The sequence below is a fragment of the Aristophania sp. ESL1142 genome (genome assembly GCF_058107345.1).
In genome coordinates, this window is record NZ_JBYLUH010000001.1 from 1203287 (window position 1) to 1216009 (window position 12723).

Sequence of the window (12723 nt, forward strand, 5' to 3'; positions counted from 1 at the left end):
CGATGCGTAATATCTTCAATTCCGTATTCGGGAATGGGAGAGTATATGACCGAACAGCTTGTTAAGAAGGCGGAAGGCCCTCGTAAGACGAACCGCCTTTATCAGACCTCAACAATGTCAGCTTTACTTGATGCCGTTTATGACGGTGAGACGACGCTTAATGATTTATTGCAACATGGTGATTTCGGCCTTGGCACATTCAATGCGCTGGATGGAGAAATGATTGTTGCAGATGGTGTTGTAAAACAGTTCCGCTCTGAAGGAATTGCCTCAGAAGCGCATGGTGGTCTGAAAACGCCTTTTGCCTGTGTGACTTTTTTTGAACCAGAAAAAATAATCGAACTTGATAAGCCTCATAATAAAGAGGAGTTTGAGGAAATCGTTGATGGTCTGATCGGTAATCCGAACCTGTTTGGAGCTGTAAGGTTTACAGGTGAGTTTGAGGTTGTGGATACGCGTACGGTTTTTTGCCAATGCAGACCCTATCCCCATATGCTGGATGTTGTAGCAAGGCAGCCTACATTTACGATGAATAATATTTCAGGACAGATGCTGGGCTTCCGTACGCCTCATTTCATGCAGGGTGTCAATGTTGCGGGGTATCATCTGCACATATTGAGTGATGATGCCAAACATGGCGGTCATGTAACAGATTATATTGTAAAGCGCGGCAAGCTTGAGGTCGCGAGTATTTCGGACCTGGAAATAGAGCTTCCCCGTACAAAAGAATTTGCTGAGGCTGATCTGTCTCCCGAAGGATTAAGTGATTCAATCAGGGTTGCCGAAGGAGGGTAGTTAAGGCGTTCCTTACGTTTTTTCGGACCTTATTTCCTCGATTTTTAAATATTTTCCAAGGATATCATGACACAGAAAGAGAAAGCTTTGGCTGAACAGACCACGGCTGAACTGATTGTACGTAATCTTGAAGCGCACGGAACCAAACATGTTTTTGGAATTCCTGGTGCCAAGATTGACCGTCTATTTGAGGCATTAGAAGATTCTTCTATCGAAACGATTGCGGTCCGGCATGAACAGAATGCAGCTTTTATGGCTGCCGGGATCGGGAGAATTACAGGGAAAGCGGGCATTTCATTGGTGACTTCAGGTCCTGGTGTTTCCAATCTGACAACAGGTCTGGCTACGGCGACATCTGAAGGTGACCCTATGCTCGCAATTGGTGGGGCTGTGGGGCGTGCTGATCTTGTCAAACTGACGCATCAGAGCATGGATACAGTCAGCATGCTTCGCCCTGTCACGAAATATAGTGTCGAGATTGGAGCACCAGCGGCGACCTCTGAAATTATCACAAATGCCTTGCGTGCAGCTGAATCAGGGCGGCCTGGTGCATCTTTTGTCAGTGTTCCTATGGATGTTTTGAATCTACAGGCACCTTATGAGGTCTTGGCAAAATGCGCAGCTCCCAAAAGTGGTCCGGCTCCTGATGATTATATCAATGAAGCGGCACTGGCTCTGAAGAAAGCGAAAAAACCAGTTATTCTTCTTGGTATGCTTGCCAGCACACCTGAAAATGCAGATGCTGTAAGGCAGTTTGTTACTCATACTGGCCTTGCTGTTGTTGGCTCTTATCAGGCAGCGGGGGCAATCTCGCATAAATTGCTACCACAATTTGGCGGTCGCATTGGGCTATTTCATAATCAGCATGGCGATCACCTTCTGAACGAAGCTGATCTTGTTCTTGCGATTGGCTATAATCCGATCGAGTATGATCCGATTTTGTGGAATCTGAAAACAGACCGACCCCTTATTAATGTTGATGTAGTACCAGCGCAAATTGATAAAGCTTACGCACCTTCTTGCGAGTTGATTGGTGATATTGCTCTGACACTTGCTCATCTGGAACGTAAAGTTGGTAAAATTGGCCTGACGTCAGATATCGCAAAAATTCTTGAAGATTACCGGGCTGATTTAAAACAGAGTTTTGCATCAGCCAAAAGTCATAAAGAAGGGATGTTACATCCTCTTGAGATTGTCAGAGTCCTGGAGACATTCATCCAGCAGGATATTACATTATGCCTTGATATGGGGTCTTTCCATATATGGATTGCGCGCTATCTTCATGCTTTCCGTGCGCGGCAGATTCTCATGACAAATGGCCAGCAGACCATGGGTGTGGGCTTGCCCTGGGCAATGGCAGCCAGTCTCGTGAACCCTGCACAGAAGGTGATTTCTGTTTCTGGTGATGGTGGTTTCATGATGTCTTCGATGGATCTTGAAACTGCGGTGCGCCTGAAATCCAATATCATTCATCTAATCTGGGTGGATCATCACTATAACATGGTCAAGATCCAGGAAGAGAAGAAATATGGGCGCGAGGCAGCCGTTGCCTTCGGTGATATTGATTTTGCCCGCTACGCTGAGTCTTTTGGCGCTAAAGGCGTAAATGTGACGTCAGTTCAGGGGTTGAAACAGGCTCTCACTGAAGCGATGGATATAGAAGGCCCTGTTGTTATTGCAGTATCTGTTGACTATACAGACAACCACAAGCTTCTTGAGCCACTGCCCGCGTTAGGAGGATCCCCTAAGGCATCTGCTTGATAAATATCGTTAAGAAAATCCTGTTACGGTAACATGGTTGCTACTTGTAACAGGTCTATTCGTTATTGTAAAATAACGAATAGTTTCAAGGGTAAAATTTTTTATAATCGTTAAGTGTTTTATCTTTTATTTGAAAACACTTTTTTGGAGTACCTAAACGTGAAAATAGGTTTGTTTATTCCCTGTTATATGGATGCGTTTTATCCAAAAACGGCGATTGCCACATTAGAGCTACTTGAAAAACTAGGGCAGACTGTAGAATATCCTCTAGACCAGACCTGTTGCGGGCAGCCAATGGTAAATTCAGGCTGTAACAAGGATGCTAAAGAGACCGAAGAGTTATTTGTAAAAAATTTTGCTGATTATGATGTCATCGTTGCGCCTACGGGGAGCTGCGTCCATAATATCCGTGATAATTTTGATGCCCTTGAGCAGACAGCGGCTGTAAAACACGTAAGACAAAATACATATGAGCTTGTTGAATTCATTCACGATGTTCTGAAGGTCAGGGAATTTCCTTGGGCTGAGTTTCCTCATAAAGTAGGGATTCATAATAGTTGTGCGACATTAAGGTCGTTGCGGACAGCCAGTATGTCTGAACTTGGTGAACCCTTTTTTTCAAAGCCAAAAGCACTTCTTTCTGCGGTGAAGGGAATCAGTTTTGCCCAGCCACAGCGTCCTGATGAATGTTGTGGTTTTGGTGGGACCTATTCTGTAACTGAAGAGGCCATTTCTGCGAAAATGGGGCTTGATAAGGTTATGGATCATAGCTCTGCGGGTGCTGAATATATCGTCTCTGCCGATACTTCCTGCATGATGCACCAACAGGGCTGTGCTGAACGTAATAATGTGCCAGTCAAATTTATCCATATTGCAGAGATTCTGAATGGAGCGCGCGCATGAGCACGAAACCTGTTCCGCATGCCCGGCAAGGGGCTGAGTTTCTGAAAGAAGAAGCTCATCTGCATTTTCATGATGAACGTCTCTGGGATATTCGTCAGAAGCGTGATCACCAGATGCATATTCTGCCTGAATGGCAGGAACTGCGTCAGAAAGCTTCTGAAATTAAAGAGCATACACTTGCCAATCTGCCTGAGTATCTTGAGCAATTTGAACGTAATGCCAAGGCAAATGGGATCCATGTCCATTGGGCGCGGGACGGCAAAGAGCATAACCGTATCGTTGCCGAGATATTGGAAGCGCATAACGCGAAATCACTGATCAAGAGTAAATCCATGATCACTGATGAGTGTGAAATGCGGGAATATCTTGAGCCACGGGGTATTACTGTAACAGAAACCGACCTTGGTGAGCGGATTCAGCAGCTTGATGGGCAGCTGCCCAGTCACGTTGTATTACCGGCTGTGCAGAAACTGACGGTGGATGTGGCAGCGCTTTTTGCCAAATATTATCATACAGACCCTAATGATCATGATGCCCATTCTTTGGCAGAAGCTCAGAGACAGGCAGCGCGTCCCGTCATCCTTGGTGCGAATGCAGGTATGACAGGCGGGAATTTCCTGGTTGCAGAAACAGGCAGTTTTGTCGTTTGTACAAATGAGGGGAACGCCGATCTGAGCGCCAATGTTTCCGGTTTGCATATTGCGACATTAGGGATAGAACGCCTTGTCCCGCGTATGTCTGACCTCGGTGTCTTTGTCCGTCTACTTTCCCGTAGTGCTCTTGGGTCACCCATCACACAATATACAACCCATTTCCGTAAGCCTAAAAAAGGCGGGGAAATGCATATTATCCTTGTTGATAATGGGCGTTCTGATCGCCTGGCAATGGATGATTTCTGGTCTTCCCTGAAATGTATCCGCTGTGGCGCCTGCATGAATACCTGTCCTGTTTACAGACGTTCTGGCGGACAGTCTTACGGAGCTGTTTATTCGGGACCTATCGGAGCGATCATCGACCCGACCTTTAACAAGGAAAAATATAGCACACTGCCATTCGCTTCGACATTAAACGGAAGTTGCAGTAATGTCTGTCCGGTGAAGATCAATATTCACGAGCAGCTTTTCCAGTGGCGGCGTGTTCTGGCTGAAGAAAATGAAATTCCTTTTGTTAAAAAGGAAATCATGAAAATGGCCGGGAAGCTACTTTCCAGTCCTCGTATGTATAGGGCTGCAATTTCAGGGACAAATCTTGCACTGAAAACCATGCCACGCTTTGTCCTCTATAATGCATTCAATCAATGGGGAAAACATCGCGAGTTACCCCATCCTGTATCAGAAACATTTAATCACTGGTACCGTAAAAACCGCTTAAATCAATCCGTGGAAACGGCTCAGAAGCCCGGTATAGGAGGGCAGGCATAATGGCCATACAGGAACAATCTGCCAGAGATGTGATCTTGACCAAATTGAGAGAAAAGCGTTCTCCCCGTGCGGAACAATATCCTCTGCCTGAAGTTGTGACTTTGGGTGATATGGATCGTTCTGTAAAACGCTTTGAAGAAGCTCTTTATTTACTGGGAGGTGACGTTTGGACTCCAGAGGCTGGAGAAACACTTGAAGAGACTGTCCGCCGCAAATATCCTGATGCACACTCGATTTGTTCAGCGACAGACGAATTTCAGGGGACGTCGAAAATTACTGATCTTAAAACGTTACAGGTTGCAGATGAGGTCGATGTCATGGTCGTCCGGTCTCCTTTCGGGATTGCTGAAATGGGATCTATTTTTCTGAGTGAAGTAGAGTTGCATGATCATCTCGCTGATGTGCATCTGGCGCAGCATCTGATTGTACTGCTTTCCAGAACGGCCTTAACAGCGAATATGCATACAGCCTATCAGGAACGTGAAGAGTTTAAGACGGCTGGTTATGGTGTTTTGATGAGTGGTCCTTCTGCAACGGCTGATATTCAGGGTGTTCTGATTCGCGGTGCGCAGGGTGTAAGAAGTCTGACAGTTATCTGGACAGATTAATGAGGTAAATGATACGGACAGTTCTGTTTTTAATAAAACTGTCTGTATCATTTCTGATGATCAGTTCTTCTTGTTAAGATTAACTTTGTCCTGAAGAAGCCTCAATAAGTCATCAAGACCGGTCCGGCTGACAGAAGAGAGAAGATATACTTTTTGTTTTGAGGCTTTTGCAAGGGCTGCCTGCTTTTCCTCAATTTCTTCTTCAGTTAAGGCATCACATTTATTTAGCACAATGATTTCCGGCTTATTAGCCAGATCACTATCATAGGCTTGCAGTTCATGCCGGATCATGGCCCAGTTTGCAGCCGGGTCAGGCTGAGTGCCATCGACGAGATGTAGGAGGACGGCGCAACGTTCTACATGTCCTAAAAAGCGGTCTCCCAATCCTAATCCTTCACTAGCTCCTTCAATCAAGCCGGGGATATCCGCAATGACGAATTCCTCACTATTATTTAAGCGGACAACGCCAAGTTGAGGGTGAAGGGTCGTGAAAGGATAATCTGCGATTTTCGGTTTGGCACGAGAAACGATAGAGAGAAAAGTAGATTTTCCAGCATTGGGAAGGCCGAGAAGGCCGACATCAGCAATAAGTTTCAAGCGTAACCAGACCCAGCGCTCCTCACCAGGATAACCTTTATCGGCTCGACGGGGAGCGCGGTTTGTACTGCTTTTATAATGGCTGTTACCGTGTCCACCATCGCCACCACGACAGAGAAGAATCATTTTCCCTTCTTCATCCAGGTCAGCTAAAAGGGTTTCACGATCTTCATCAAGGATTTGCGTGCCAATAGGGACGTCAATAATGATATCCGGGGCAGCAGCTCCTGTCCGGTCAGAGCCTGCGCCATTTCCCCCCTTGCGGGCGCGAAAATGTTGCGTATAGCGGAAGTCGATCAGTGTATTCAGGCTAGGTACAGCCCGGAAATAGATATTTCCGCCACGACCACCATTTCCCCCATCGGGGCCTCCAAATTCAATATATTTTTCACGCCGGAAGGCTATAACCCCATCGCCCCCATCACCGGAGCGGACATAAATTTTAGCTTGATCAAGAAATTTCATAAATCTTATCGCAGTCGAAGCGAGGAGGGGGATATGAGAAAGGGGGAATCTCCTTTTACAGGAAACTTCCCCCCGTTTAACGCTGTATTATAAGCGGTAAAAGCGCTTGTTATTCAGCTGCTGCTGCTAGTGCAACAGAGACATGAACCTTACCCTGAGCGCGACGCTGGAATTTAACATGGCCTTCAACCAGAGCGAAAAGTGTATGGTCACGCCCCATACCAACATTTTCACCTGGATGAACTTTTGTGCCGCGCTGACGCACGATAATATTGCCAGCAAGAACATGCTGACCACCAAATTTCTTAACGCCTAAACGACGTCCAGCGCTATCGCGTCCGTTACGACTGGATCCGCCTGCCTTTTTTTGTGCCATTCTGGTCTCTCCTTAAAATGGTCTTTAAACGCTGCCTTAAAAATCAGGAGCCGCTTAAGCGGCGTTGACTGCCGTAATACGTAGTACGGTCACAGGCTGACGATGGCCATTTTTCCGGCGGCTGTTCTGGCGACGACGTTTTTTGAAAATGATCACTTTGGCCAGACGATCCTGTGCAATGACTTCTGCTGTTACTGAAGCACCAGCAACAGTCGGAGCACCAACTTGAAGGCTGCCTTCACCACCAACCATCAGTACGTCAGAGAATGTGACGGTGCTGCCTGGCTGAGCATCGAGCTTTTCAACCTTTAGGATAGCGTCTTTTGTGACGCGATATTGTTTTCCGCCAGTGCGGATGACTGCAAACATGCAAAATTCTCTCTAATTACCGTAGTCCTGATACCGCCAGTCTCATTTCTGTATGAGAGGCGATTTTTACTACGCTTTTTGTCATTGGCCCCATTAATATTTGTTCATTAAAACAATATGAAATTGGGCAGGGTCGATATATAAATTTTTAGCTCCTCCGTCAAGGGCGGTGGCAAATTTATTAGTAGTCATTCTTCATTACTGATACAGTTCCTGAATAATAGTTAATAAACCTGTAAAAGAGATTGTTTTTAGGGATTCTCCCCTTGCATATACGATGAAAAATCGTCATAAGCGGCTTGAGAGGATTCTATTTCTTATTAAAGAGTTAGCGATCATCTCTAAAATAAGGAGAGGTGCCAGAGTGGTCGATTGGGGCGGTCTCGAAAACCGTTGTGCGTGCAAGCGTACCGTGGGTTCGAATCCCACCCTCTCCGCCATAAAAATGTAAGTAGAGGCTTCCTCTCAAATTTTTTATGTCCCGCTAATTAATTATTTAACCTATAAGTAGTTAATAAGGCATAGCGATGATAATTTCTTTCCTGTTTTCTTTATAAAACAGATTTGAGATAGTTTTCGATTCGATAAACGAGATATATGAGGATTGGGTTATGCATCCTGATTATGAACTTTCAGAAGAACAGTTTGAAAAACAGCGTGAATTCTTACGTAGTGAACTGTCTCGGCTATTTTCAAAAGGACGTGTGACTATCCTCATTGATCACGCAAATCTGGAGTTTGCACTTAAAAAACTTCGTTTCAGATTTGATTATGAAAGATTTCTTCATGATTTTCAGGAAGTTGCAAATCTGAAGGGGGTTTATTGTTTTATTTCATATATTCCTAATGATTATAAAAGAGGCGGTTTTATCTCTTTTCTGGAATATAATGGTTACCGGGTTATTCGGAAGGAAACAAAAGGACACTTTAACTTTGACACGATGGATAATGCCGAGATTCTTGATGAGGCAGAAATAACTGGCGATCCAGCATCGCGTGGTCAGGGGGAGCCTTTTCGACGGATTAAAGGAAATGTTGATGTTGAATTGACCATTTATGCACTCGAATATTGCCGCCATGCTGATCATATTATTTTAGTATCAGGGGACGGTGATTTTCGTATGTTAATCGAGCAGCTCCAGAAAAATGGTAAAGAAGTGACCGTAATCTCGACTGCGCGTACTTACCCACCAGTCGTTGCAGATGAAGTAAGGCGGCAGGCAGATAATTTCCTTGATCTTGATGATTTAAGAGTGCTTTTTGAGAAAGAATGACCAAGCACGGCTTTTACTGGTTACAGGGCGAGGGCCTTCTCCCATGAATGGTCTGCTCTCATCAAGGAAGTTTGTATTTGTTTTCAGTGTATGGGCGATAACGACCAGGTAAGTTAATGCTCTTGTCAATTCCAGGCGCGTGATAATGTCATGTTCTGGTGTATCCAGTTCTCTCAACCGTCTGACAGCAGCGCGAGCAATGCGTGCAGCACGTCCGTGTCGTTTTGTTGAACGTTCTATATAATGTAAAACTAGGGTAATTGGCCGTCTGGCGCTTTCTGGTAGATATTCACGGTCCATGAGTGCGCGAAGGCGGATGATATTCAGTCCTAATGTCAATGTTGCCAGAGTTCCTTGAATTGCGGCTTCAGTCAAGGGTGAACCACTGGGATCAGAATGGGAAATAAGACGTGAAAAACGGTCAGTATTATGGCTGATCCATTTACCAACCTGTGGGATGACCTTGAAATCTGTCAAAGAACGAAGTTCTTTTAACATCATTTTGCGCATTCTAAAGCGCTCGGCATCAGCATCAAATGGAAGAACACTTCTAAAGACCACGACACTAACGATACCTGCCATAATAATGGCAAGGTTTATATTATGATAATCAATTTCATCCATAACCGCCTGATTATCAAGCCCGAGCATAAGAGGCATAAGCAGAGTGTAGGATGCAGCTGCCTTGGCTGTGGAAGGATTCGCTTTTGCTAAACCACCAAAGAACATGGCAGAACCAATGATAAGAGCCAGAGGTTCATAGGTTTTTACCATTGGTATGAAACCAAACACAAGGAACCAGGCAACGACCCATGCACAAAACATCCCTTTGAGAAAGCTTGTTGTGCCTAGAACCGGATTTTCCTGAGTAGCATATAGCCCACAGATAATGCAGACCATACTGATAAAGTTTGTACCATTTGGCCAGGCGGTTACTTCGTAAATAAGGGCTGCAATAATAACGGCAAGGGCTGTTCTGATACCATTATTGCAGGCAATTTTCAGATCATGAGAGGCTTGACGGTTAAAGCGGAAATGGTCTCCAAAAACCGGGTGCATACTGGCATGGAACTGGGTGATTGCCTGTTCAAGGTCGCCGAGTAATTCCCCCATGGAAATAAAGAGGACACGTTCATCAAGTTCTGGAGTTGTAATTTCTGCGCCTTCTTCCTGAGCAAGGCGCTCAACATCAGCCATGCTCAGAACTGCCGGACCGTTATAAGAGGAATCTATAGAGACACGCAAAGGCGAAGCGTATTGCCGGCATGTGTCTCGTAAATGGAGTAGGTCTTCCAGAAGGAAAGGTATTTCATCTTCCTGGGCAAGGCGTTTGGGGAAACTGTCAAGGAATTTAAGAACTTCCTGGGTGATGGCCTCAAATTCCTGGTGAGCGCTTGTGAGGAGCTGTAATCGGGTTGCCATACCAAAACCACGTGATAACAGCGCGGATAAGGAAGCGAGGGATGCGCGGGCATGGTCACCTTCATGACCATAGGCTCTCATTTCAACTTCAGCGAACTCAATTTCATCATTCAGTTTTAAGACAGTGCCGAATTGCTTACGGGCAGAGGTTAAAGCTGTCCGATCCTGACTTAGGATTGATTTCAGTGTTTGGGAGACGAGAATTAAAGCTGTTTCCAGTTTTTGCCTGATTTTAAGATGAGCATGTTGTTCCTGGTCTGTAGAAAAGATCGTTGCAACAACCGTCTCGCACGTCACACCTAGAATAATATAGCTTGTACGTGCCACAGCAGCCATAAAGAGCCTGTTGCCGTCTGGTGATGAATCCATACAGATGATTGCACAGGTATAGCCTGCCAGAACAAAGGCATAAGAGCGGAAATTACTGCAAAAGGTGGCACAGCCACTACACATGCCAATCCATAAAGCAATGGTAGGGTAGTAAAGCCATGGCGATTGAGGGATCATCCCTGTAATGACAATGGAGACAAAGGCTCCTATGAATGTCCCGACGATACGCCATCTGGCCTTTGAAAGAGATTCTCCCCGATTAAGTTGGGCGACAACCCAGACTGTCATTCCTGCCCAGGCAGGATTATCGAGTTCCATCCAAAGAGAAATGCCCAGAGCAATACAGGCAGCAATTGTCGTCCGAAGTGCGAAGATGAATCCCGCAGGTGTAGGACAATAAATCCAGGAAAGGGGCAGGGGGGTAGGTGCTTTAGGCCGTTCTGGAAAAGCAAGTCTCTTGATTGCAGCGTTAATCAGAGCCATGAGAGCGTAACCTTGATAAAGGAGTCTCTATGATAGCGCTGAATAAGCAAGTTTGAGGTCAGAAACAAAATGATCATATTCCCTGGCCCGGGAGTCGTCAGATTGACGGAGTAAAAAAGACGGGTGGACAGTCACTAGCCCTATAGAGCCGTCCTGCAAAGTCAAAAATTTTGACCTTTCTCGTGAAACGGTTATAGGGCGGCCTAAAATGGCAGTTCCGCCAGTGACGCCCATCATAATTGTTACTTTAGGTTTTAAAAGCTCCCTTTCCCTCTGAAGCCAGGGAGAACAGGCTTTGATATGCTCAGAATCTGGTTTCTGATGAAGGCGCCTCCCATTCCCATATGGTGTAAAACGGAAATGTTTGACAGCATTGGTAACCCAGCTTTCTTTTCGTTCAATGCCACATTCGCGCAAAGCCTGATCAAAAAGCTGTCCAGCTGGCCCTACAAAGGGACGCCCTTGAAGGTCTTCCTGATCCCCAGGTTGTTCTCCAACAAACATGAGCCTTGCATTGTGATTTCCTTCGCCTGTTACTGTGCGGGATGCAGGTTTACAGAGAGGGCAAAGCTGACAATCGGCGGCATAAGATTTCAGAAGGAAAAGAGAAGGTATTTGTTGAATAAAATCAGGAACAGGCTTTACTGATAAGGGCATTATAGAATGCCAAAAAGTGCTTTCATGAGAGGCAATGCCATGTATTTGTGCAAAATCAAATAAGACTTCATCCTGAAGGGGCGCTGAGACAGGCGGTGAAGGTGCAAAAAAGAGTTTACCGTCAATAGCACATATTATGCGGTCAAGCGTTATAATCAGCCAGTTATTTGGCCTTAAAGAAAGAAGGGCAAGAGCCTGGCTATCAAGTAGAGCTGTTGATACGTCAAGGTGGAGAATGGTTCGCTCAGATATAGGGGCCTTACAGAGGGTCTCTCTCAGTAATAGTGCGTCTTTTCTAGCTTTATGACTGAGAGTTTTTAATCTCGTGAAAAGAGGGTCGGCCCTATCATCAAGATTTTTATGATCTCTTATGCGTTCAAGTAATTCATAGAGAAGCTCAAATCGTTCTGGGGATCCAGAAGAAAAAACCGCAATAACGAGCGACGAAAGTGAACGAGGAATCGTAAAAAAAGATGAAGACTCCGTAGAATCGCGCTTGTAACTGTTTTTATAGAGATCATCAGAGGGGGATATAGTAAGATTTACTTGTGAAAAAGGCACATATTTTTCCAGAAAGGGGCGAATTTGCTCTCGCCATCCTTGGAAGTCACTTTCAGTTTCAAGCTTTATGATATTCATCGCTGATTGTTACCGATATTTTATAGGAGAATAACTATTAATTAAGCTTTTCTTTGTCGGATATTTATTTTACACACTCACCTTAGATCAAACGAGATTATTATGAGATAAAGGTTACTATAATGGTAGATCAAACTGAGCATAACCATCTACTGAAATTGACAACAGATATTGTTGTTTCAAAACTATCAAGGTCTTCTTTATCACTTGAAGAGTTATGTAATTTAATTGGTAGTGTTTATAAAACATTGTCATCTCAGAGTAATGGTGCAGAAAAAGATAGTGCCTTTTCCAATCAACAGCCAGCTGTTCCTGTGCGTAAATCTGTTTTCCCTGATTATATTATCTGTTTGGAAGATGGGAAGAAGCTGAAAATGCTTAGACGGCACCTCCAAAGTGCTTATGGCATGACACCGGAACAATATCGCGAGAAATGGAGTCTCCCTCCTGAATACCCGATGGTTGCTCCGAATTATGCAGCACGCCGCTCTGCTCTGGCAAGAGAGATTGGTTTAGGGCGTAATATTGGTTCAGTTTCTGAAAACCATACCGGACCAGGCAGACGTAGCAGGGATGCATAATTTTTCGACTGATCTGGGGATATAATAGAAAGGCCCGGTGGA

General features: G+C 45.0%; 12 protein-coding genes and 1 tRNA gene. 8 read left to right on the forward strand and 5 right to left on the reverse strand.

Annotated elements, in window-relative coordinates:
• The first annotated feature begins 45 nt into the window (after positions 1 to 45).
• From budA to AC3B6P_RS05690, 5 genes are all read left to right on the forward strand, one after another.
• Positions 46 to 795 (forward strand): acetolactate decarboxylase, encoded by a 750-nt coding sequence (gene budA / locus AC3B6P_RS05670; protein WP_489805130.1) that lies wholly within the window; start codon positions 46 to 48, stop codon positions 793 to 795.
• A gap of 66 nt (positions 796 to 861) precedes the next feature.
• Positions 862 to 2556 (forward strand): acetolactate synthase AlsS, encoded by a 1695-nt coding sequence (gene alsS, locus AC3B6P_RS05675; RefSeq protein ID WP_489805131.1) that lies wholly within the window; start codon positions 862 to 864, stop codon positions 2554 to 2556.
• 159 nt (positions 2557 to 2715) lie between these two features.
• Complete coding sequence (locus AC3B6P_RS05680) at positions 2716 to 3459, forward strand: (Fe-S)-binding protein (RefSeq protein ID WP_489805132.1); 744 nt, start codon at positions 2716 to 2718, stop codon at positions 3457 to 3459.
• The gene (locus AC3B6P_RS05685) at positions 3456 to 4880 is read left to right on the forward strand and encodes a lactate utilization protein B (RefSeq protein ID WP_489805133.1); all 1425 of its coding nucleotides are present in this window, start codon (positions 3456 to 3458) and stop codon (positions 4878 to 4880) included. Before AC3B6P_RS05680 ends, AC3B6P_RS05685 begins: the two co-directional genes overlap by 4 nt.
• Positions 4880 to 5488 carry a LutC/YkgG family protein gene (locus AC3B6P_RS05690; protein WP_489805134.1) on the forward strand — a complete coding sequence of 203 codons (609 nt, stop codon included), beginning with the start codon at positions 4880 to 4882 and terminating at the stop codon, positions 5486 to 5488. Before AC3B6P_RS05685 ends, AC3B6P_RS05690 begins: the two co-directional genes overlap by 1 nt.
• Before the next feature lie 60 nt (positions 5489 to 5548).
• Here AC3B6P_RS05690 and obgE read toward each other — a convergent pair whose 3' ends face one another.
• The 3 genes from obgE to rplU all read right to left on the reverse strand — a co-directional run bounded on the left by obgE (position 5549) and on the right by rplU (position 7295).
• On the reverse strand, positions 5549 to 6550 hold the full coding sequence (obgE, locus tag AC3B6P_RS05695; protein ID WP_489805135.1) for a GTPase ObgE: 1002 nt from the start codon (positions 6548 to 6550) through the stop codon (positions 5549 to 5551).
• 109 nt (positions 6551 to 6659) lie between these two features.
• Entirely contained in the window at positions 6660 to 6926 is a 267-nt protein-coding gene (gene rpmA, locus AC3B6P_RS05700; protein WP_489805136.1) for a 50S ribosomal protein L27, read from the reverse strand.
• A 54-nt stretch (positions 6927 to 6980) separates the two neighbouring features.
• A complete protein-coding gene (gene rplU, locus AC3B6P_RS05705; protein WP_489805137.1) occupies positions 6981 to 7295 on the reverse strand; it encodes a 50S ribosomal protein L21 in 315 nt (104 codons plus the stop codon).
• A gap of 350 nt (positions 7296 to 7645) precedes the next feature.
• Between rplU and AC3B6P_RS05710 the strand changes: the two genes are divergently transcribed.
• A tRNA-Ser gene (locus AC3B6P_RS05710) sits at positions 7646 to 7735 on the forward strand.
• Positions 7736 to 7906: 171 nt separating this feature from the next.
• A complete protein-coding gene (locus tag AC3B6P_RS05715; protein WP_489805138.1) occupies positions 7907 to 8569 on the forward strand; it encodes a LabA-like NYN domain-containing protein in 663 nt (220 codons plus the stop codon).
• Here the strand turns inward: AC3B6P_RS05715 and AC3B6P_RS05720 are convergent.
• Entirely contained in the window at positions 8543 to 10804 is a 2262-nt protein-coding gene (locus tag AC3B6P_RS05720) for an FUSC family protein (RefSeq protein WP_489805139.1), read from the reverse strand. The genes AC3B6P_RS05715 and AC3B6P_RS05720 overlap by 27 nt on opposite strands.
• A 27-nt stretch (positions 10805 to 10831) precedes the next feature.
• On the reverse strand, positions 10832 to 12100 hold the full coding sequence (locus AC3B6P_RS05725) for a UdgX family uracil-DNA binding protein (protein WP_489805140.1): 1269 nt from the start codon (positions 12098 to 12100) through the stop codon (positions 10832 to 10834).
• A 122-nt stretch (positions 12101 to 12222) separates the two neighbouring features.
• On the opposite strand from AC3B6P_RS05725, the gene AC3B6P_RS05730 reads away from it, so the two are divergent.
• Complete coding sequence (locus AC3B6P_RS05730) at positions 12223 to 12681, forward strand: Ros/MucR family transcriptional regulator (RefSeq protein ID WP_489805141.1); 459 nt, start codon at positions 12223 to 12225, stop codon at positions 12679 to 12681.
• The last annotated feature ends 42 nt before the right edge of the window (positions 12682 to 12723 follow it).